Origin of the sequence: Thalassotalea euphylliae (genome assembly GCF_042682785.1) — a bacterium.
GTDB classification, from domain to species: Bacteria; Pseudomonadota; Gammaproteobacteria; order Enterobacterales; family Alteromonadaceae; genus Thalassotalea_F; species Thalassotalea_F euphylliae.
Window position 1 is genome coordinate 438774 of the sequence record NZ_JBHUIB010000012.1, and the last position, 23046, is coordinate 461819.

Annotated in this window: 18 protein-coding genes; 8 read left to right on the forward strand and 10 right to left on the reverse strand. The window is 42.5% G+C overall.

The features are described 5' to 3' along the window. Nucleotides 1–241: 241 nt before the first annotated feature. A complete protein-coding gene (locus ACFSJY_RS16435; RefSeq protein WP_386036754.1) occupies nt 242–2617 on the reverse strand; it encodes a S8 family serine peptidase in 2376 nt (791 codons plus the stop codon). A 610-nt stretch (nt 2618–3227) separates the two neighbouring features. On the opposite strand from ACFSJY_RS16435, the gene ACFSJY_RS16440 reads away from it, so the two are divergent. The 3 genes from ACFSJY_RS16440 (at nt 3228) to ACFSJY_RS16450 (ending at nt 9088) form a co-directional block, all read left to right on the forward strand. Then, nucleotides 3228–4910: a S8 family peptidase gene (locus ACFSJY_RS16440; RefSeq protein WP_386036756.1), complete on the forward strand. Its 1683-nt coding sequence runs from the start codon at nt 3228–3230 to the stop codon at nt 4908–4910. A gap of 150 nt (nt 4911–5060) precedes the next feature. Beyond that, on the forward strand, nt 5061–8186 hold the full coding sequence (locus ACFSJY_RS16445; protein ID WP_386036758.1) for a ligand-binding sensor domain-containing protein: 3126 nt from the start codon (nt 5061–5063) through the stop codon (nt 8184–8186). 5 nt (nt 8187–8191) lie between these two features. Beyond that, entirely contained in the window at nt 8192–9088 is an 897-nt protein-coding gene (locus ACFSJY_RS16450) for a hypothetical protein (RefSeq protein ID WP_386036760.1), read from the forward strand. A gap of 265 nt (nt 9089–9353) precedes the next feature. Here the strand turns inward: ACFSJY_RS16450 and ACFSJY_RS16455 are convergent, their stop codons facing one another. From ACFSJY_RS16455 to ACFSJY_RS16465, 3 genes are all read right to left on the reverse strand, one after another. Next, nucleotides 9354–12332 (reverse strand): ATP-binding protein, encoded by a 2979-nt coding sequence (locus ACFSJY_RS16455; protein ID WP_386036763.1) that lies wholly within the window; start codon nt 12330–12332, stop codon nt 9354–9356. A 164-nt stretch (nt 12333–12496) separates the two neighbouring features. Further along, nucleotides 12497–13192, reverse strand: a complete 696-nt coding sequence (locus ACFSJY_RS16460; RefSeq protein WP_386036766.1) for a DUF3313 family protein — start codon at nt 13190–13192, stop codon at nt 12497–12499. A gap of 74 nt (nt 13193–13266) precedes the next feature. Next, nucleotides 13267–14145, reverse strand: a complete 879-nt coding sequence (locus tag ACFSJY_RS16465; RefSeq protein ID WP_386036769.1) for an AraC family transcriptional regulator — start codon at nt 14143–14145, stop codon at nt 13267–13269. Nucleotides 14146–14310: 165 nt separating this feature from the next. Here ACFSJY_RS16465 and ACFSJY_RS16470 point away from each other — a divergent pair, with 165 nt between their 5' ends. Next, nucleotides 14311–15468 (forward strand): iron-containing alcohol dehydrogenase, encoded by a 1158-nt coding sequence (locus ACFSJY_RS16470; protein WP_386036771.1) that lies wholly within the window; start codon nt 14311–14313, stop codon nt 15466–15468. A 41-nt stretch (nt 15469–15509) separates the two neighbouring features. Here the strand turns inward: ACFSJY_RS16470 and ACFSJY_RS16475 are convergent, their stop codons facing one another. Together ACFSJY_RS16475 and ACFSJY_RS16480 are read right to left on the reverse strand one after the other, a co-directional pair. Further along, on the reverse strand, nt 15510–15839 hold the full coding sequence (locus tag ACFSJY_RS16475; protein ID WP_386036773.1) for a hypothetical protein: 330 nt from the start codon (nt 15837–15839) through the stop codon (nt 15510–15512). Nucleotides 15840–15885: 46 nt separating this feature from the next. Further along, entirely contained in the window at nt 15886–16569 is a 684-nt protein-coding gene (locus ACFSJY_RS16480; protein ID WP_386036775.1) for a ceramidase domain-containing protein, read from the reverse strand. Between the two features lie 153 nt (nt 16570–16722). Here ACFSJY_RS16480 and ACFSJY_RS16485 point away from each other — a divergent pair, with 153 nt between their 5' ends. Next, nucleotides 16723–17907, forward strand: a complete 1185-nt coding sequence (locus ACFSJY_RS16485; RefSeq protein WP_386036778.1) for an acyl-CoA dehydrogenase — start codon at nt 16723–16725, stop codon at nt 17905–17907. 73 nt (nt 17908–17980) lie between these two features. Here the strand turns inward: ACFSJY_RS16485 and ACFSJY_RS16490 are convergent, their stop codons facing one another. From ACFSJY_RS16490 to gloA2, 3 genes are read right to left on the reverse strand one after another with little or no spacing between them, the layout of a single operon-like run. Further along, nucleotides 17981–18493: a GNAT family N-acetyltransferase gene (locus tag ACFSJY_RS16490; RefSeq protein WP_386036781.1), complete on the reverse strand. Its 513-nt coding sequence runs from the start codon at nt 18491–18493 to the stop codon at nt 17981–17983. 11 nt (nt 18494–18504) lie between these two features. Then, nucleotides 18505–18855, reverse strand: coding sequence for a VOC family protein (locus ACFSJY_RS16495; protein WP_386036783.1), 351 nt, complete (start codon nt 18853–18855; stop codon nt 18505–18507). A gap of 5 nt (nt 18856–18860) precedes the next feature. After that, nucleotides 18861–19250 (reverse strand): SMU1112c/YaeR family gloxylase I-like metalloprotein, encoded by a 390-nt coding sequence (gene gloA2 / locus ACFSJY_RS16500; RefSeq protein ID WP_386036785.1) that lies wholly within the window; start codon nt 19248–19250, stop codon nt 18861–18863. A gap of 127 nt (nt 19251–19377) precedes the next feature. Between gloA2 and ACFSJY_RS16505 the strand changes: the two genes are divergently transcribed. Next, complete coding sequence (locus ACFSJY_RS16505; protein WP_386036787.1) at nt 19378–20187, forward strand: HpcH/HpaI aldolase/citrate lyase family protein; 810 nt, start codon at nt 19378–19380, stop codon at nt 20185–20187. Between the two features lie 28 nt (nt 20188–20215). On the opposite strand, the gene ACFSJY_RS16510 is transcribed toward ACFSJY_RS16505, so the two are convergent. Next, on the reverse strand, nt 20216–20788 hold the full coding sequence (locus tag ACFSJY_RS16510) for a DUF5610 domain-containing protein (protein WP_386036789.1): 573 nt from the start codon (nt 20786–20788) through the stop codon (nt 20216–20218). Nucleotides 20789–20984: 196 nt separating this feature from the next. Between ACFSJY_RS16510 and ACFSJY_RS16515 the strand changes: the two genes are divergently transcribed. Next, on the forward strand, nt 20985–22397 hold the full coding sequence (locus ACFSJY_RS16515) for a sodium/proline symporter (RefSeq protein WP_386036792.1): 1413 nt from the start codon (nt 20985–20987) through the stop codon (nt 22395–22397). Nucleotides 22398–22450: 53 nt separating this feature from the next. Further along, a complete protein-coding gene (locus tag ACFSJY_RS16520; protein ID WP_386036794.1) occupies nt 22451–22957 on the forward strand; it encodes a type II secretion system protein in 507 nt (168 codons plus the stop codon). The last annotated feature ends 89 nt before the right edge of the window (nt 22958–23046 follow it).

Genomic DNA, 23046 nt, shown 5'->3' on the forward strand with positions numbered 1-23046 from the left:
ATTGTCATATAATTCAATGGTTAAGTGTTTTCTGTGTGAGCGCTTTCATTGTGGGTGTAAAGGAAGTCGACGGCATTTTTAGCACCGTCAAAGGCAAACAAATATATGGTATACGATATTTTTTGCATATAACGAATATTTTAATATGTTTTGCACTATTTTGATGCGTTATGAAGCATAAAAAAGGAGGCCATTTGGCCTCCTTTTGCATCAATGTATCTTATTTAATTAACAAAGCAGATTATGGGTTGTACGTTACGTTCAATGCCATGCCGCTTGCTGCGCGGTAGCCGTAGATACCAATGTGCCACGTGTCAGCCGCAGGGTTGTTGAAAGTACAAGTTTCGTTGTTACCTGTTTCGTAAGGACGACAATCGTAGCTGTTGCTAGAAGGTTGTGAGCCACGCTTGATATACATATCAGCATCACCTGTACCACCGCTTAACTGGAAGTCTAGCGTTGACATACCTGCTGGCACATCAATTGTGTAGTATTTCCACTCACGACGAGATACTGAGATGTCTGTTACTGAAGCAGAACCACCTGTTGCACCACCACCTGTAGAACCTTCAGTGTAGCTACCTGTCAGGCTAACACCAGAGAACGCTGCGTATGCAGAGATTTCTACATAGTATGTACCTGCTTGCGCTGTCGCAATGTTACACGTTTCATTGTTGCCGTTAAGGTAAGGACGACAATCGTAAGTTGACGTAGTAGGTTCAGCGCCAAATCTTACGTAAAGGTCACCATCACCTGAGCCACCTGACATTTCAAACTTAAGGTCAGTTGCACCCGCTGGAACATCCATAGTGAATGACAATACTTGTGATTGGCTTGCTGAAAGGCTTGTTTTAGCAACGCCGTTTTCTAGTACTGTGTTACCTGTAGGCGGATTTGTCGTACCTGAACAGCTGCTAGCTAGCGCGTCAGAAGCAGCTTTCGCTTGTACTAAACCGTAACCTGTTTTGTCGTCACGCCCCGCCGTTTCTAAATCAACAGCTGTTGCTTTAAGAGCATTACGAACTTCAGTTGCGCTACAGTTCGGGTTTTTGCTCCAAGCTAATGCTGCTACACCAGCAACGTGTGGCGTTGCCATAGATGTACCGTTGTAGTATGCGTAGTCTTGGTTAGCATTGATTGTCAGGCTAACGTTGCTACCTAGCTGTGAACGAAGTGTTTGACCTAAGCTGCGGTTAACAGACACTGTAGGTACAGTAATATCGCTGTTAGCGTCTACTAAGAACGGGTTCTGAAGGCCAGGACGATCTGAGTTACTGTATACAATGATACCTGCCGCACCTGCGTCAGCACACGCTTTAGCTGGGTTGATTTCAGGGTAGTTACTACCTTTTTGGTTGTCGTTACGCTCAGCTAAACAGATGTTGCCTGAAACACCAGAACAGCTGTATGAGTTACCAGAAATATCACAAGCTGCTAATGTGCCGCTGGCTGCACCGTTGATGTTACTGATTGAGAAGCTAGAGCCACTTTGCACGTAACGGCTTTGTGGAACAACTTCGTCATTGCCGTAAGTTGTACCACCAATACCGATGTAGCCTAAACGGCCGTCACCCGCTACCGTTGATAATACAGCTTCACCTGGCGCTGCGATTTCAACTTGTGAAGTAAACTGAGAAAATTCTGCGTGTTGGCCATTTTGGTCAACAGCACCAACCGCCATTACTGAGTCATAAGAAGCAGGGTAAGAAAGTGAGCTATCACCATCGTTACCTGATGCAGCGATAAGAAGTACGCCACCATCAGCAGCTGATTGTAGTGCGTTTCGCTCGCTGTTTGTAGAACCAGAACCACCTAAGCTCATGTTCACAACATTCGCACCGTTGTTAACACATACGTTAACAGCGTCTACTAGGTCACCTGAGTAACCCCAGCCTTCAGCGTTGAATACTTTAACAATGTGTAGGTTAACGTTAGTGTTTGGCATAACACCAACAACACCTTCACTGTTGTTTACTGCAGCAATTGTACCCGCAACGTGTGTACCGTGTGAGCCGCCTGCTTGATACCAGTTCCCTGTACCAGAGTTGTTTGTACCAGTAGCGTTGTTTGCGTTCAAATCTGGGTTGTTACGTTGGTAACCAGAATCGATGATACATACAGTCATGTTTGCTGCATCATTGTCGTCCACTAGGTTTGACTGAGTGTTCGCAATCCCCCACGGAGAGTTCTGAGCCATAAAAAAACGTTTGTAATCTGGCTCTACTGAAGCAATAGACTTGTTGCCTTTTAAAAGGCCGATAATTGATTCAATCTCTTTAATATCACGCTCCTTACCCATTGATACGATTTGTTCACCGCTGATCAATGACTTAACGTGCTTTAATTCGATACCAATAGACTTTGACATCTCTTGGTTCATTGTTTGGAAATCAACTTTGCTGTTTGCATATTTGATAATTAGACGATCTGTCTTGTCTAATCGCTTTTGCTTTTGTTCATTCATCCACTTAGCAAAGTCTTCTTGACCATTGCTTAGTTGTTGCTGTGCTGATTTAAGTGCAGCAGGTACTTCCTTAATTTCCGTCGCGTTTGCGTAGCCAGAAGCTGCAATGATCGACATTGCTAATCCGCTAAGCATAAACTGTTTTTTGTTCATAACATGTTTCTCTCTGAAGGTTATATTGGGGTACTCGTTGGCACCCTGTTTTTTATTTTTATGTGTTGAATAACAACTCCTTCAGCATGAGTTTTGAGCGCTCTTTTCTCTAGTACATTTCAGACGTCCTATCGACAAAACGCGACTAATTGTTAATCAAGTGTAAATGTATAACTTGCTGTAATTATTGTTAAAAATATTAAGGTGTCGTTTTTTTGATAAAAAATGTCGGGTTAATGCTAGGGGGTTTTAAGTGGCTTGGTATTATCCGCTCATGCCCTGACATGGACGTCACAGTGGCACCTCGTTTTACGGTAAAATAAAACGAGGTGGTGCTTAGTTAAGGAAGAAGAATAGTTAGGGCAACCTCTACAATGAAAACAATAAAAAACATAGAGGTAATGATTGGGCAGGAGCATGACGCTTTATGTCGACATCCCGTTCAAATTCCAACAGCGACAATACACACTGAGCACTGGGAAACGATTCATTGTTGCTTATATGTAACAAAAATGTTAACTAATAAGGTGGCAAATCGCTCAATTTAGTTACCATTCAAATTTTACGTCCCATTGTTTGAGTTTGACGCGGTAAACAGTAGGGAAGAACAATGAAAAACATCGTTAAAAGCATCTGTAAGGCGCTCGCTACCGTCTCTGTTATCGGTACGTTGAGCTTCGCAAGTGTTGTTCAAGCGGCGCATAAAGTGCCTGAACAAATTACATCCTATATTTTATCAAGTAAAAACCTACCTGCTGTGATGAAACAGCTGGACACCATGGGTTTAAAGCCAACACATCAGTTACCTATCATCAACGCCATTGCTGTAGAACTGACCGATGCTCAACTAGAGCAGTTGAAAAAACATGTCACTGTAAAAGTGAGTGAGAATTACCAAGTTAAGGCATCTACATGGGGCGCTGGTAAAAAACGCTTCCAACCAATTGCATCAGTACCTTATGTAATAGATGCCGACTTGGTGCACTTTATTTATAACTTAGGTGATGGCGTGACCATCGGCTTCCTAGACACTGGATTAGATCAATTACCCGGTTTAGACCGTGATATGGCTGGCCGAGATAAAGCATGGGGTACCTACGACGCAGTTGCTAATACGGTCAGCAATTACGACGACGAAGCGAGCGGCCACGGTACTCATGTCGCAAGTGTGGCGGGTAATAGTGACACAGATATGTACGGTAATGTTTATGGCGTTGCACCAAATGCCGCGCTTGTTGGTATCAAAGCGTTTGATGCGGAAGGCAAGGCTACATATGCTGACGTTATTCGTGGTATCGATTGGGCAGTTCAAGTAAAAGACCAAATAAATCTTCGTGTTTTAAACATGTCGTTTAGTGCGACTATTCGCTCTCATTACTGGGATGACCCCCTAAACCAAGCTGTAATGAAAGCGTGGCAAGAAGGTCTCGTTATTGTTGCGTCTGCGGGTAACACTGGCCCAGATCCTATGACTATTGGTGTACCTGGCAATGTGCCGTACATTATTACAGTCGGTGCAATGTCTGATAACTACACCATAACGAAAGGTGATGACGACCGCTTAGCCACGTTCAGTGCTGCTGGCCCAACCTATGAAGGGTTTGTAAAGCCTGAAATTGTAGCACCAGGGGGGCACCTTTCAGGTTTAATGTCATTCGATACACAGATAGTGCAAGAGCACCCTGAATATCATGACGGAGGTCGATACTTTGAAATGTCAGGTACCTCTCAAGCAGCTGCAGTGGTTTCAGGTGTTGCGGCACTGCTATTGACAAAGGAACCGAACCTGACACCAGACGAAGTAAAATGTCGTTTAATTGCCGGTGCTGAACCAGCGCTTACTGCACAAGGCGCATTAGCATACAGCGTATTCCAACAAGGTGCAGGTATGGTAAACGCATTCAGCACGTTGGCGAATAAGGTTACAGGCTGTGCTAATCAAGGCTTGAACATCGCAAAAGATTTAGCGGGCGAAGAGCATTACTCTGGTTCAGCGAATATCAATGAAGACGGTAACTTCTATGTTGAAGGTCTAAGCGACGCTTATATTTGGAATGTGGCTAATGTGGTTGATCCAGAAACGGGATATCAATGGTACTCAGATGTAGCGGTTGATCGTTTTATTTGGAAAAACAACTTAGAAATAGACCGCTTTATTTGGAAAAATAACGTTGAAGTAGACCGGTTTATCTGGAAAAACAACGTGGACGTAAATCGCTTCATCTGGAAAAACAGTGTGGCAGTGTCGACGTCAGAAACTATCCGAGTGAACAACTGGGTAGAACAACAATAAATCCAACCTGTCATGTTTAGCTAAAGGCGCCAATTTGGCGCCTTTACTTGCTTTAGAGGTTATATTCACGGAAGCTAGGTAGAACGTGTAAAAGGAGGTTGAAGAGAGTAAATAGTGATAAAAAAAATAATAATTTCTTGCTTGTTTTCGATGTTTTTTGCTGCGCAGCTTCTCGCAGACACCTTCGATACGTTTAAACATTTCCCAATAGAAAACCCTCTGTCTTATAAGTCTGTGCGAACAATTGCACAGGATGAAAGCGGTTATATGTGGTTTGGCTCACAGGAAGGGCTGCATCGCTATGACGGCTACGAAATAAAATCATACTTGCACAATATTGAGCAGCCCGATTCGCTGTCATCTGATGTTATCAGTCGGATAATGATAGACAGTAGGCAGCGCTTATGGATAGCGACTTGGGGAGGTGGCTTAAATTTAATGAATACCGCTCGAAACGGTTTTCATCACTTCACAACATCTACAGAACCTTATGCGTTAACTGACGATAATGTAAATGCGCTTTTAGAGGACGATAAAGGTAATATTTGGATAGGTACCGAGCAAGGCCTTAATTTACTGTCTCAAGTTAATGATAAATGGCAAGTTTTACATATTAAGGCATCTGAAGAAAACGGACTTAGCCACGATACTGTTCATTCTCTGATGCAAACGCAGACAGGAGAAATTTGGGTGGGTACCAACGGCGGCGGTATTTCAGTATTTAATGCCGATGGTAATTTTCTACGTACAATAAATTTCAATGCTTTATCCAGTGACAATGAGCTGGCACTTTTAATCAATAATTTGTTTGAAGACGGCAGTGGTAATATTTGGATAGGCACCATCGAAAATGGGCTGATCAAATATGACACACAAACAACTAAATTTACCCATTTTCAGTATGAAGAAGGTGATTCCACGTCATTGCCAAGCAACACCATCGAGTGGATTCATCAAGACAGCTCAAAGCGCCTGTGGATTGCTACAGATAAGGGACTTGTTGTTAAACTACCAGCAAAGCCTTTTATGCGAATTAATCATACGGTTACAAACCCCTATAGTTTAACTAATGACTTTGTACTTACCGTATTTGAAGACGCGAACAAAATGGTGTGGGTCGGCACATTTTCAGGGGTAAGTCGTTGGGATCCTCACATTGCTACTTTCAAAAAGTATGACAACCAACGCCATGCCCAAATTACAAGCAGTCTCATTACGTCATTTACTGAACTTGAAAACGGCAATGTACTGGTAAGCGCATACGACGGTGAAATTTACATTGTTAACAAGCTAAATCAACAAGTTACAACGTTGAAAGTGGACGATAAATTAGCGAATGTTAGGTTTAGTAGCCTATATGCCAATGACAATATCCTGTGGATTGGCACTAGATCCTCAGGGTTATATCAATACGATATTCAAACTAAAACGTTGAAGCACCACCTTCACGATCCTAATAACCCATTGAGTATATCAGCAAACAGCATCACTGATACCTATAGGGATAGTTGGGGCAATATCTGGGTGAGTACCTACCATAATGGCCTTAATAAACTAAACGAAGATGGCACGTTTACGCGTTACTTACCTGACGAGAACACACCTGAAAAAGGACCAAGTACAAAGCATTTATTACAAATTACTGAGGATGAATCAGGTAACTTGTGGTTAGCCACCTATGGCGGCGGTATTAATAAATTTAACCCAGCTACAGGACAGTTCACGCATATTAGGCATGATCCCAGCAATACCAGCGGACTAAGTAGTGATATAGCTTGGATAATGCACTTTGATAAAGCAGGGAATTTATGGGTAGGTACCCAAGCAGCGGGTTTAAATATTCTAACAACTGCCGAGCGTTTGAAAAACAATTTCGTTTTCGAACATCTTACCATCTCAGACGGCTTGAAAGACCAGACAGTCTACGGTATCACGCAAGATGATGAAGGTAACATTTGGTTTAGTGCTAACAACGGTATTTCACGCTATTTACCTGAACAGCGCTCGTTTAAACACTTTGATAACCGCCATGGTTTAACTGATTTGGAGTTCAATCATGGCGCTGTGTTTAAAGGCTCTGACAATACCTTGTATTTTGGTAGTGCGAAGGGGTTCACGAGTATTAACCCTGAACAAACCTTATCAGACCAGCCTGCGCCAATAGTCCGATTGAATGCCATCTATAAACAGAATGAAGCATTGCAGTTTGAAAGTGACATATCAAAGGTTAGGCAAGTCGAATTTGGCCATCAAGATCCATTGATCTCATTTGAATATGTAGGACTAAACTACAGCGATCCTGACGCCACTAAATATAAGTATCGACTACTCGGTTTTGACGATGAATGGATTGATGCTGGCAAGTTGCGTAGGGCTACTTATACCAATTTACCTGCTGGCAAATATACGCTGCAAATCATTGCGGCGAATAGTGATAACGTGTGGAGCGAACCTGGTTATTCGCTATCGGTGGTTGTAAACCCTGCACCATGGCAAACCTGGTGGGCATATTTACTGTACGTGTTTGCACTCGCCTTAATGCTGCTAAGTTACTCTCGCTTCTTAAATAGAAAGCTGGTTGTTGAGCAACAACAACGTCTATTGCTTAAAGAGCAAGTGGTAGAGAAAACACAAAAATATGTGCAGAAAAATTTAGAGCTAGAGCAAGCAAACCAAGAACTGGAGAAATCCGCGATAATAGACAAAGTGACGGGGGTCAAAAGTCGCCGTTATCTTGATATTTATATTGAGCAAACCAGCCAGTTGATGAACCAGATTCACCATAATCTATTGCCCGTTCAGCGAAGCTTGCTGCCGAGGCTTTACGTGCTAATGGTACAAATTGACAACATGGAAACAGTAAATGATGGCCAATTGGTGAATTTAACAGATCTCATGTTATACAGTCGAAATATTGATGATTTAGTGGTGCGTTGGTCGGATGATGCTTTTGCCATTATTGGCTATGAAAAAGATAATAATGCAGCGGAACTAGCGGCACGATTGTCACAACGTGTTGAAGGCATATTCTCTGAAGGGGTCGATGTCAAAATTGCCTTTTCAAATTATCCTTTTGATATTGAGCAGCCGCTATCTCTAGGCTGGGATCAAATAAGTGTGCTTATCGAGCTTGGCTTAAGCGTTATTCGCACTGAGCAAGGCATTGATTGGATCGGCTTAATGGCACCAAAACCAGAACGTTTTGATTACATTGAGGTGATGAAAGCCAAGACATTAAGCGAACTGAAAGAACATATTGTGGTAAAGCACAGTTAGTAAAAATGGAAAAGAAAGAGTTAAAGATAAAATCAAAAATAATTCATCAATATACCTTGCCTTTTGGAGTACATGGTTGCCTAGCATTATCGAATGATATGTGTGTAATTCTTGGTGTAAAATCAGGTGAATTGGGTAAGTTCATACTGTTAAATTCAGGTTCTGTGGAAGTACTTGATTATGAAGTACCTCCAATGGATAAATGTGGCTTCAACTACCGCGGGGCATTATTTAAAACGGATGTTGGGTTTGGTTGTGTGTTCGACTATGAGCTTGTTGAATTTGACCTTCGTAAAAGAACTTTCAAAACTACCAGAGTGAAAGATTCACTTCCTCGTGATGAAGCCGATCGCAAGACTGGGCCATATCGTGCTGCGGTTCAGGTTAGTAAAAAGGAATATCTAGTTACACTTCAAGATAACTCGCATTATTTTAAAACAAAATATTTTTGTACGTTGAAAAAAAACATGTGGGGGGCGTGTTATGAGCCCTTTGTTTATACAATGAAAAGAACAACACATATTAGTGCAGTTGATTGTCATGCTACCTATGCCAATGGCAGGCTACTGTTCCATAGGTGTGAATTATTTGGATTGGATAGTCATATTTCTGAGTTCTGTGAGATATTAAACGGAAGAGAAGATGTCATTGCCTCAGTATCTAAGGGAATTGGGCGATTTACGAGCGATGAGCAGCACTTGCTCATCAGAACGTACTCAAAACCGTATGTACTTGAGTTCTATTCATTGGAAGGTGTAAAACTTTTTACAATTCCACTAACTCCCAAGCGCGTAATAGGCAACATAGAAAAGCGATTTTTAGAGTTTTTTGATAAATATGATTCCACTATTTGGATGGGCCGGGATAGTTACGTCACGCAAACTCGATTTGAAACTTCATAATAATTAATAGATTTTGTAAACATAGGTTGTTGTATGTTTCGTAATAAATCAAAGTTACAGAGAGGAGCATTTCTGACGCTCGGGATATATGAGTAGTCAGCCGACCTTGGCAATAAATAATCGAGTTCTTTGGGTGTTGCCATCATTTTTTTATAAACAAAACCATGAAACTTTATCGATAAGAACGTTAACAAAGTTTACTGAGCTGCCCCCTAGTTTAAGGATAGTTTTATATAGACTAGTTGACCTTTTTACGATTCAGGCATTAACTATTTGTCTCATTTACAATAGCCTGTTGATACTGTTTTGGTGTGCAGTGATATTTTTCTTTAAAGCATCGGCCAAAATAAGTTTGTGAAGAGAAACCTGCATCAAGAGCCACACGGCCAATTTGACTACCACTTTTAAGCAACTCTGCCGCTTTCGTTAAACGGAATTCGCGGATAAAGTTGTTTGGCGTCGTGCCCAATAATACTTTTATCTTTCGCTGAAGTTGGCGCTCACTTACCGCTAACTCTTTTGCGATCACATTGATATCCAGTTCTGGGTCGGTGTAGTACTTAGCAACTATAGTGGTCAGCTTTTCCAAGAACTTATCATTTAGCGTCGGGGTAGCTTCTTCTTTTGTGGCCTTCTCTAATGTGTTTTCAACTTGTTGTTCAGTGGCTTCACTTTGTTGCTGTTGTACAAATGATTGGTAATAAGCAGCTTGTAATTGGCTTCTTGAATCGATGAGGTTATCAATGCGAACAAGCAACTCTTGTTGATTAAATGGTTTGCTGAGGTATTCATCGGCGTGCAAGTTCAGGCCTTTTAAACGGCTGTCTAGATCAGAGCGCGCTGTCAGTAAAATGACGGGAATATGTGCCGTTAAGTCGTTATCTTTTAGTTGCTTTAACACCTCAAAGCCATCAATGCCGGTCAGCATAATGTCACATACAATAAGGTCGGGCAGGTACTCTTGCGCAAGCTGCAAGCCAAGTTCGCCGCTTAGCGCAAGTAAGCAATGGTGTCGTTGTTCTATTACTTGCTTGATATGGCTTTGCATATCGACGTTGTCTTCAATAACAAGGACAACCTTTTGAGAGTGCTGCTGCTGAATTTGTTTTTGTTTATGTTGGTCAACCAGCAAGCTGGAAACTTCTTGTTCTGAAACGCCTGAAGGTAGCTCTAACGTGTCTTTGCTTGGCTGGGCTTGCGGGATGATCAGTGTGAACTTACTGCCATGGTTGTATTCACTGACTAAATTAATACGCCAATGATGCGCCTTCACAAGTTCATTTACCAGCGATAAGCCAATGCCGACACCAAATACGGATTTATTTTTTTCGTCATCCGCGCGCTGGAAGCGATCAAATATCTTACTTTGCGCCTCCGATGCTATGCCAATGCCATTGTCGATGATATCTAAAATAATAGAGTCGCCATCTAGCGTCGCATTCACCTTAATTGTGCCGCCTGCTGGCGTATACTTAACCGCGTTTGCGAGTAGGTTAAACAGAATTTTTTCGAACGCTTGTGCGTCGCACTCTAACCAGAGGTCATCATCTATTTTGCATTCAAATTTAAGCTTGTGCTGTTGCGCTAATTTGCTAAAAGAGTCAGCTGGCATTGCCATGAGTGAACTTAGGCGATAGCTAGCTACCGACAGCTTGGGGTTATCTGCAAGTCGTGATAATTCTAAGAGTTGTTCAACCATGCGAACTAAGCGCAAGCCATTGCGTTTTGCGGTGGACAACTCGTCAAGTTGCTTAGCGTCGCTGGTAGTTGTTAAGTAGCGCTCGAGAATGCCGTTAATAATAGTGAGTGGTGTTCTAAACTCATGTGAAATATTGGCAATGAATTTGTCTTTTAGGTCGAGCGCTTGTTTTTCGGCAAGTTTACGAGCGGTCAGGTTGATAAGTGTTATCACCACTAGAGGGTGCTCATTTCTGTCGGCCCATTGCAATTCTGCTTGCACTGGAAAGCGTTCGCCATTATTGCGTTTTGCCGTTCCCTCAACAGACAAGCCGCTGTCTTTGCGCTGCAAACTGTAGACATTACTTTTGAAGTCGAAAAAATGGTGCATTTTGTCGTCTTCTGCAAAGAGTTCGTTAACATTTTTATCAATTAAATCTTGCTCTAAACACTGAAATATTTGTACAGCAGCAGGGTTTGCTGAAAGGATTTTACCCTCTATTGTCGTGGTTAATATCGCGTTGTTTGATGCGGTAACTATCGCTTTTTCTTCACTGTTAATTAACGCTGAGTTAAGCGTTTCATTACGTTTATTGAGTGCATCAATGTCATTGTTTAGTGCTTTAGCTTGGCTTTTCAAATGGCTTTGCAACTGGTGTTTTTTATAGGCAATAACAACGGCAAAAGAGAGTGCGGCGATACTCCACAATATAATAGTGAATGACTGCGCCATTGTTGGTGCTATATAGTTAGCATCTAGTTCTATGCCACCGAGGTGAATAACAAATGACACCAGTACAAGCACAAATACGTATGCTTCAACAGCGGGCACGTATTGTCGGCGACTGGCATGCATGGTGTGATTCAAGGAAAATGTTGCGGCGAACACTACGGCGATGAATGGAAGGAAATGCACTAACGATCGCACATACGTGGTGACCACAGAATTGCCCGTAAGCGCCATGACTTCATTCACATTGTCGACAAGTAAACAGCCTGCTCCTACTGTTAGCGATAAATAAACTTTTAACCAGCTGCGGCTTTTGCAATACACCGACTGCGCCAACAGCCTAATGCAAATTAAGCTTGCGGTTATTGCGTGGAATATTGAAGAGGGTAGGCGGCTCTCATAGTAGTCATTCGAATACTCAAATGGGATAAGAATAAAATAGCAAAAACAAGTGACAACAAAGAATATGGCTGGAATACGGCCATTAATATAGCGATCGAGTGGTACTTCACTTAAATGCGGGTTTGTTTCAATAGCAAGGATGAGAAAAAAGTAACTGAGTAACGAGAAAAAGTCGTTGAGAATAAGGCTATGGTTAAAGTCTGTAGCCAAACCGACAATGTTATTTAGTGTGCTTGCAAGTATGGCAAAGCCGATAAACTGCCAAAATACGCGAAGTGACCGAGCACCGACGCTAAAGCCAGAAATAAATGCAAAAGCGGCAGCTATTAACTGCACAATAAGCAGAGCACTGTGCGCATACACGCTATGTTCGCCCGTTGTCTCAATGGTGGACGTGTAAGGAAAAAAGGCGAGTAGTGTTACGAACACTATCATTAATGATTTATAGGAAAACTGCAGCATCTAAGAGAGTAATTATTATATTTATGCTTAATTCTTATGCATGTTAACATTGACGAAACATAAAATTAACAATGCGGCGATGATAAATCACCAAGTATTGTGAGCCGACTGATTTAGTCGACTCGGTGACATTGATTCTATTTCTCTCTTGCCCGATCAAACGCTTCGATTAATCTTGATGCCCAATTCCGCATCACTCGGCTAGCATCTGCTCTGTTGGTCACCCGATTTGCCCACCTGTAATAATGGCGATCACCTAACTTCTTGCTTTCGGCAACTCTTGCTAGGATATCGCCACTAACACCGTCGTAAAGCTCTATATATATCGTGGCGCTGCCTGTCGATTTTGAATAGGCTTTATTGCGACCCGGCGTATCTAGATCCGGATTGTAAACATCTAAGTCGACAATAGCAGGCCGAATCAATAGCACGCCAGAACTGACTTTATCGACTAATTCATAGTTACTTTTGGTAAATTCTTCTTGGAATATTTGATTAAACAGTTCGGCCATTTCAGCTTTAATATTCATGACATCTTCATCGCTTACGCGCGAAGACAAGGTTGACGCGTTGCGATTTTTATCACGCTGCCAGTTTTTTCTAAATCGCACCTCCACGTCCATCAGCATGTATTTTGAATAGTTGCCAAAGTCAGCATCGGGATCGATATACGCCTTTTTATTTTTCTCATCAATACGCAGTTCTAGGCCATCAAAGGATTGTGCGACTTGTTTGTCGGCAGCGATGCTTGAAGAAGACATTAGAATAACTGCCATAACGCTGACGATTGCTGCTAAAGACACATATGAAAAATGCAAAGGAAAACGAATCATGAAAACCACTCCAAACTTAAGTTTCTCTTAAGTTATGGTTGAAAGGTTTACTATTTTCAAATGTGCGCCGCTAATTAACTCAGGCTGAGGCGACCACACTCACTTGGGCTTTGTCCAAAATAGCGCGTGAACTCACGACTAAATTGCGTCGGGCTTTCGTAACCAACACGTGCAGCTGCTTGTTTCACTTTTAGGCCGTGGTCTTGCAATAGCTCTTTTGCTCGGGTTAGGCGTATTTTTTTGACGTATTGAATAGGAGAGGTTGCTGTCACCTGTTTAAAGTTGCGATGAAAGGTTGAACTACTCATGTTGGCCATGTTGGCTAAGTGCTCAATATCTAACTGGCCTTCAAAGTTATTGTGAAGATGCTTTAATACGCGTTCCATTTTCGACAGGTGTGTGTTGTGTGACACAAGTTCATAAAGCGGTTTTGCTTGCGGACCACTTAGCACATGATAAAAAATTTCTCGTATCAGCCCTTTGCCAATAATGTCGCATTCTAGTGGTGATCGTAAGCTGGCGGATAGGCGCTCTACTGTGCATGACAGCGATGCATTGCATTCACTTACGAACAGACCTTTCGTTTGTACGCTAGTGGTATTTGACGTCAGGCCATGTTCGTCGAACACACGAACCAGCTCATTCAATATCGACATGTTGAGATCAATCATCAATGATAGCAAAGGTTTGCCATCTTCTACTGTTGTTTCACACTCTGCTGGCAAAGGTACGGTTAACACAAGGTAGTTATCAGGGTTATAACGATAGGTTTGTTGATCGAAGAAAATTTGTTTTTGTCCTTGGGCAACAATGATAATGCCTTGGCTGTAACAAAGAGGGACACGCCCTGTAGAAGTTGATGCTTTATAGATATGCACACCTTCGATAGGTGTGCTGTTTACACCTTCATTAGAGGCAAGTGCTGTTAGATTTTCTACAAGAGTATTCATCATTTCTAAGTACCACATTCGCTGATGCCGTCGATTATACTTATTCTTGATGTTTGTGTGATCAATATTTTCTCTAGTGAGAGTTTTAGGCATGAAATTGACGAAAAAGCCCATTCTAAAATAATGTTGGGTTGATATTCTGTGCTCACTTAACTGAGAGGGCGCATTATGCAAAATTTTGATTACTACAATCCAACTCATATTGTTTTTGGGCAAGACCGACTAGCTGAACTTGATAATTTAATACCTTCAGACGCGAAGGTGCTGGTGTTATATGGCGGTGGCAGCGTTAAGCGCTACGGAACACTAGATAAAGTGAAAGCAAATCTGGGCGCACGCACCGTACTCGAGTTTGGTGGCATCGAAGCAAACCCTAAATTTGAAACCTTGATGAAAGCTGTTGACGTAGTGAAAGCTGAGAACGTCGATTTCTTGTTAGCTGTTGGTGGTGGTTCTGTCATGGACGGAACAAAGTTTGTTGCGTTAGCTGCAAACGTTGAAAGTGACCATAGCAGCATTTTATTCCATGGCTTTGAACCGGTGCCTGCAACAACTGCTGTTCCGCTGGGTTGTATTGCGACTCTACCTGCAACAGGGTCAGAAATGAATGCTTTCGGTGTCGTTACGTTTAACGAACAAAAGTACCCGTTTACTTCACCACTGGTGTATCCGAAATTCTCGGTGCTTGATCCAAACTTCACGTTCACCTTGCCAAAGGAGCAAATTGCTAATGGTGTTGCTGACGCCTTTGTTCATGTTATTGAGCAATACTTAACGCAGCCAGTTAACGCTAAAGTACAAGACCGCTTCTCAGAGGGACTGTTAAAAACGTTAATTGAGGAAGGACCTGTCACGTATCAAGACAATGACAATGTAGAAGCTCGCAAAAACTTTATGTGGTCTGCAACCTCTGCATTAAACGGTATTATTGGTGTTGGTGTACCGCAAGACTGGGCAACTCATATGATAGGCCATGAACTTACGGCCATGTTTGATATCGCTCACGGTCGCACATTAGCTATTATTTTGCCGAGCCTATTGCGAGCACGTAAGTCGCATAAACACGCAAAGCTCGTTCAATTTGCTGAACGCGTTTGGGATTTAACTGATGGCACTGACGATGAAAAAATTGACGCTGCCATTGATAAAACGGAAAGCTTCTTTAACTCGCTTGATATCGTCACCAAGCTATCTCACTACGGTATTGATGAGACTGGCATTGAGAATGTTGTGACTAACATGGAGAAAATGGGGCTTACGCATTTATCTGAAACGGGTGATTTAACACTCGATATCGTCAAAGATATTTTGATGGCGGCCAAATAATCCAAAGAGACAATAAATGAAAGGGGCTTTATGCCCCTTTTTTACGCTTCAATTTGCCCTAAAACCGCGAAGGGGAGTGTGCTCAGCATGACTAAGCCAAACACTACAAATGAGTAGATAAGACTTTTCTTGGTGGAAAATACATCCATTAATTTCAATACAATGAAAGGAATTACAATGTAAAAGACTGAAGTTAGTCCTTTTATTGTGTCACTCAGTTCGAACATTTCTATTGCAATACCTGATATGAATACCAATATTGCTGGCGCAAGAACTAGTGTTAGTGAACTAAATCCATCGAAATCGCTGTCTTTTTCTTTAACTCTAAAAAAGCACCAAACTAAAAAAGATGCTAAAGCTATTTGTAGCATTAAACTTCCTTGTATTTATTATTAAAGTCAGTAAGTTAGCCTTTTTTTAGTGTCTGTGCAAACTACGTTGTTTTTTCTCACGGATAAGTTCTAAATATCCCTTCACGGCTAAAAATAGCACACAGCCATTAGTGATATGCCACAAATAATGAGTTCCAATAGGTAAACTCTGGCAAATGGCATGATCAAACGTTCTGAACACAAGCGACACTGCGAACAATCCAGCAGCGTATAGCAGCGACTTTTGTTCTCGGTTTACATTTTTGTATTGATAAATACCCAGTACCAATAGGCTAATAATTGATGACATGTAGCCTATCGAGCCGTTTAATGTGTCAGGAGGAAGTTGTGCGAATACCCAAGTGAGCACTATGAATGCGCTAATAAAGCTAACACTCCCAAACCAAGGATTTATACTTTTTTGCCTCGCAATTGCTGCGCCATAGAGCCCAATAATGCTGATTTGAAAAATGAGAATAGGAATAACATCAGCAAGCATGCTCCATAGGTTGGCAAAGGTGTGATACAAAAAGCTACCAATACCAATGCTAAATAATAAAGTAGCTAACCAATAGGTATCCCAACCGCCTTGTTTATGTTGCTTAATCAGTCGATAGGCAAAATAGGCAGCAATAATAAAGCTGAAGTTTGACACAGCGTTGAGCGGTTCTGCCCAAAATGCAGCAGAAAGCCTTTCACAATATTCATCGTGTGGTGCAAACCAATCCATTTTCTTTATTCCACCTTATTATTGTTATTGGACACTTTTCCGTACTGTTTGTTATCGAGCTTAACGTCAACAGTATCATTCAATTTAGGTAATTGAGGTACTTTGTAGCAGAATATAATGGGTATATGACAAGTTTTAGGTGAGGACAACGCCATGGCAAATGCAGTGTTAAGTAATTGGGACGATATTTTATTGCTCAATAATCAGTTGACCGAAGATGAGCGAATGATTCGCGATATGGCTGAGAGCTTCTGTCAGGAAGAATTAATGCCTGGCATTTTGCTGGCTAATCGGGAAGAGCGTTTCGACGCCAACATCATGCGCAAATTTGGTGAAGTCGGCCTGCTTGGCGCGACTATCAAAGGCTTTGGCTGTTCTGGCGTGAACTACGTGAGCTATGGCTTAGTAGCACGCGAAGTTGAGCGTGTAGATTCTGGTTATCGCAGCGCGATGAGTGTTCAGTCGTCACTGGTTATGCATCCAATCAATGCTTTTGGTACACAGGCACAGAAAGAGAAGTATTTACCTAAACTGGCCACAGGCGAATACATCGGCTGCTTTGGGTTGACTGAACCTGGTTCAGGCTCTGATCCAGCAAGTATGATCACTCGGGCAAAAAAAGTAGACGGTGGTTACCGTTTAACGGGTAGCAAAATGTGGATTACTAATTCACCTATCGCTGATGTCTTTGTTGTTTGGGCAAAAAACGAAGCAGAAGATGACGCTATATGTGGCTTTGTATTGGAAAAAGGCATGCAAGGCCTCAGTGCACCTAAAATTGAAGGAAAGCTGTCACTTAGAGCATCGATTACGGGTGAGATTGTTATGGACAATGTGTTCGTACCACAAGAGAACATGTTTCCCGAGGTTCGAGGTTTAAAAGGGCCATTCAGTTGCTTGAATATGGCACGTTATGGCATTTCTTGGGGGGCACTAGGTGCGGCGGAGTACTGCTGGCATGCAGCAAGACAATACGGCTTAGATAGAAAGCAGTTCGGTAAACCACTCGCGCAAACACAGTTATTTCAGACCAAGCTTGCCAACATGCAAACTGATATCACGCTTGGCCTTCAGGGCTCTTTGAGGGTTGGGCAAATCATTGATTCAGGTGCTTGGGAGCCAACTATGATTTCATTAGTTAAACGTAATAACTGTGGAAAGGCACTAGATATAGCCCGTATGGCTCGAGACATGCACGGTGGCAACGGCATTGCAGACGAGTTCCATGTTATCAGGCACATGATTAACCTTGAAACAGTGAATACGTATGAAGGCACATTCGATATTCATGGCTTGATACTTGGCCGCGCACAAACGGGGTTACAGGCCTTTTTCTAGTATCATTGCTTAGGAATTCTTTGATAAAAAGGAGCTGCGGTAACAGCTCCTTTCTGATTGATCATTTGGCGATTTATAACGCTTTGTAAAAATATACCGTTGCCTCGAGATCGCCATTGCTGCTGCGTGCGAACATAGGTATTTGTCCGGCTTCTATATAGTCTAGTCGCCTATAGAGTGTTGAAGCGACGTCGCCTAATCGCGTATCTAACACCAATAACTTGAGGCCATTGTCTTTGGCAAACTTCTCTGCATTCATCATTAAAGCTTTGGCGATGCCTTGCCCTTGATGGTTGCGGTGCACCATCAGCTTTTGAATTTCTGCACGATGGTTGCCGTTGGTTTTAGTCGGTGTTTCCAGTTTGACGCACCCTACAGCTTTATTATCTTTTAAGGCAACGAAGCACACGAAGTGTTCTGATAATTTTCGTTCTACTTCATTCCAGTATTCGGGGACTTCATGTTCTTGAAGTGGTGCAACAAAGCCAATTGATGCGCCACTGTCGATGCTGTCGGTTAGCAGTGTTTCAAGATCTGCTCGATAAGGCGATAAAGCCTCAATTTTTTTGATAGTAACGGCGGTCATCGCTATATCTCTTATTTGTCTGACCATACGGCGAGTTCGTTGCCGCAGGGGTCGTTAAAGTGAAAGCGCCTTCCACCCGGAAATTCAAACGTTTCTTTGCTGATACTGCCTCCAGCATTGGCGATCGCTTGTTGGGTGTCTTCCAAATCAGCACTATAAAATACGACTAACACACTACCATTGCTGGTTTTTGATTTCGCGTCAGCAAGATAAAAACCCCCCTCTAATGTGTCACCTGAAAATGCTGTGTACTCTGGACCGTAATCCGTAAATTGCCAATTAAAGACCTTTTGGTAGAACATTTTTATCGCGGCAAGATCTTTGGCAGGAAATTCTAAATAGTTAATTTTTGCATCGGTCATTGTGGTTATTCCTTTATTTCATAAAGCTCTAGTGGCAAGTCGTCAGGATCTGCGAAAAAGGTAAATCGCTTACCGGTGTACTCATCTACGCGAATATCTTCAACGTCAATGTTATGGCTTGTTAACCGACTGACGGCTTCGTCCAAATTCTTTACGCGAAACGCTAAATGTCTTAAACCTTGCGCCTCTGGGTAACTTGGTCTTTTGGGGCGATTTGGAAAAGAAAACAATTCAATTTGGCTGCCATCAGGTAAGGCTAGGTCAAGTTTATATGACTTACGCTCAGCACGATAATTTTCATCAATAATCGTCAACCCCAGGATTTCGCTATAAAAATGTTTGGCGCGTTGATAGTTGCTACAAATAATAGCTGCGTGGTGAATACCTTGAAGCATGATGTTTCCCTAACGAAAGATGCGAAATAAGTATCCTATGATCAAAAACTTATTGGTTTTTTGTTGCATCTTTTTGCGAACTTACTAGAGTTTAGAGTATTCGATTTTTAGCCGTTTGAGTAGATTTATGAGTCAATTATTCAGGTCAGTATTGTTTGTTCCAGGCTCTGCGCCAGATCGTTTTGAAAAAGCCGTGGGTGCTGGGGCAGACTTAGTCTGTATTGATCTTGAAGATGCGGTTTTGCCAGAAGATAAAGATATGGCAAGACAAGCCACTGTTGAGTACATCACTCAAGTGAATCGTAATGTCTGTGTACGAATTAACACAATAGATTCATGGCTGGGACAGCAAGATCTCTCTGCATTGGTAAAAGCCAGTCCTGCCTATATCATGCTGGCAAAGTGTGAATCAATGGAGCAGATGACAACAGCATGTCATGCGTGTTCTCCACAAACTAAATTGATTGGTTTGATTGAAACCATTGAGGGACTGGACCAGGCATATAATATTGCTAGCTGCGCAGACAAAGTTGTCGCGCTAATGTTTGGCGGTGCTGATATGGCGGCGGAATTGAGATGTGATTTTAGCTTTCAGCCACTACTGTTCGCTCGCAGTCAATTGGTGCTCGCCGCAGCCAAAGCTGGGGTCGATGTGATTGATGTGCCATATGTTGATTTCAAAGACTTGGATGGTCTATTTGAAGAAACCAAAGCGGTTAAGTCGTTAGGATTCACCGGTAAGGCAGCTATTCACCCCAATCAAGTAGCAACCATTCATTTAGGGTTTACGCCCAGTGCTGAACAAGTCGCTTATGCAGAGTGTGTTATGGCTGCTGTCGACGGACATGATGCAGGCGTTGTCGTCGTCAAAGGTAAAATGGTCGATAAGCCTATTATCGTAGCGTCAGAGCGAATTCTTGCGCTGGCGAAGCACTAGTTCGCCTGTTGTTGCTCGCACGCGGCCGTTATTCTGCGACTTGGTTCGTTACTTCGCTCGCTTGGTCATCTTGAATGGGTAAATTTGCTAAAAAGTTCTCTTTAAAAGCGTTTAACCCATCTTGAACAAGGCTATAGGTTGCATCAATGTCCTCTGCAATTTTGCCTTCAAGTACATTGAGGCTATCAAGAATATCTCTTGCTTCCGTAAACCCTTGGTCTATTCCTCCACCAATAACGCGATTAAACTCGTCAATGGCTTGTTGGTCATCTAGGTCAGGGTTTTGTTCTCTAAAAGCATCGAAGAAGGCCGTGGTGCCACCGACTATTCTGTCTGCTGTCGCTTCTGGCGAAAAATCAATACCTTGGTCATACGCTGACTGCACGGCATTAGCGCCTAACTCAGGTTCTAGTAATTTGTTAATTTCATTGATTGCGGTTTTAAATAATAGCTGCTGCGGATTGTCTTTCACACTACTGCCTTGATTTGCTTGTGCTTGCAAAATATTTAAATCACGCGATTGTTTCACTGTATCAAAGGTGCTTTGTTTAACTTGCTGCGTGTTCGATAGTTGGTTTACTGATGTATTGGTGATTTGCATGGCGATAATCCCAGTTGCGTCATAACAGCATATAAGTTTGCGCTACCTATCAGTTTAGCAGCAACGCGGGAGAGTAATTGTTGCGATTTGTAATGCACGTTGGCACCAAATGCACAAGCACATTGGCTTTAATATGAGTTTCAATTAGTTAGCAATTTAGATAGGCTGTGAAAAGTTTTTACGTAGTAGTGTAACGATGGAAAGAGAATCAGTTGTTTTGGCAACATTAGTTGTCTACAAAATTGTGTTGATTGCTATTGGCTTTTGGGCCAGTAAACGCACCAATACCAGCGAAGATTTTTTTATTGGCGGTAAAACCCTAGGTCCATGGGTAGCTGCCACAAGTTCATCTGCCAGTGCTTCGTCTGCTTGGAGTTTGTTGGGAGTAAGTGGTGCAGCATTTACGATGGGACTACCGGCACTTTGGCTATTTCCGGCAGTCGTACTGGGCTACACTTTTAATTGGTTGTGGATAGCGCCGCGTATCAGAAAGTTAGGCAATGAAACTGGTGCGATAACACTACCGTCGTTAATTGCAGGGCACGGACAGTATCGTAAACCGATCATTTACGCCTGTACGTTTATTGTTGTGTTCTCTTTCGCCTTTTATATTGCTGCACAGTTTCAGGCTGCTGGTGGAACGTTCGCAACGACATTTGCTATTGATGCTAGCCAAGCAATAATTCTCGGCACTGTGATTATTCTGATTTATACCTTACTTGGTGGTTTCTGGGCAGTAAGCTTAACAGACACGTTGCAGGGGCTACTGATGGCCGCAACGTCACTGATTTTACCCATAGCTGCGTTAATTGCTGTTGGCGGGGTCAGCAGTTTGATTGAACAGCTGCCTGAGACACTGGCAAGTAATCAATTGACGGTAGCGGGTGAACATACTGGCATTGCGGCGATAGGGTTTGTTATCGGCTTATTGGGTGTGGGACTGGGCAATTGTGGTCAGCCGCACGTGGTGAATCGTTTTATGGCACTCAAAGATGACAACGCAGTGCGTGTCGGCAAATATATAGGAATTGCTTGGCCAATTATTGTTATTGGCGGCATGCTTATTCTAGGACTTTGTGGTCGTGTATTGTTGTCAGAAGTATCAGACAACGAACAAGTGTTATTCGGGGTAACATCAATGCTGTTTCCCCCTGTTATTGCCGGTATTTTCATTGCGGCCGTATTATCCGCAATAATGTCTACAGCAGATAGTCAATTACTTGTTTCAGCATCTTCTCTGTCTCATGATTTAAGCACCAACTCATCTCAAACACGTCAATTGTTGGTGTCTCGGCTTACGGTCGCGGGAATGTGTGTTATCTCGCTGGTCATCGCGCTATTTGCACCAGAAGCAATTTTCTCACGCGTACTCTTCGCATGGGCTGCCTTGGGGTCTGCGTTTGGACCTGTGCTGATTGTATTACTGTCAGGTTATCAGATAAAAGGGAGTTTTCGACTGGCGGCAATTTTAATGGGGTTTTTCCTAACGGTGGCTTTCAATTGGATGGAAAATACACCTGGGGACGTGTTAGAGCGCGTTGCACCGTTTTTTATCGCATTAGGGATTGCTTGGGCGGGTAGGCAAAGTCTGTCAAAAAGTTCTGGTTAGTCTTGAGTGTAATTTGTATATAATAGAGAGATGAAGCGGTTTTAGGGTGTTGTATGATGAAAAATAAAGGTTTTACCCTTATAGAACTTGTCGTCGTGATTGTCATTTTGGGGATTTTGGCAGCAGTCGCCTTACCTAAGTTTATAGACTTGCAAGATGACGCGTATGAGAAAACGACATTAGCGACGAAAGCGGCATTTAAAGCTGGCGTTGATTTATCACATGCGAAATGGCTAGCCATTGGGTCACCCACAGCGGCAGCGCAGCGCGATGATATTGAGATCAGCGGTAGTATTGTTATTGACTTTAATAGTGCAGGTTGGCCGGCACAAAGCTATGTGACCGGCGGACCAGACGCATTGACGCTAAATAATGTGAATGACTGTTTATCGACGTGGAATGCCTTGATGGAAGTTAACTCACAAACGATTGCATCAGATACGTCAGCTGATTTTCAAGCGAGCTATTTGGGCAGTGAAAATTGTCGCTTTGTATTAGTTGCAGAGCCAACGTTTGGTTTCGAGTATGATAGCTTAACGGGTGATGTAACCAGTATTTAAAAGTCGTTCATTTCTTCATGCTAAAAAGGCGAGCATTGTGCTCGCCTTTTTGCTATCCAAGTAAGGAAAACTCAACACAAAAAATGCTG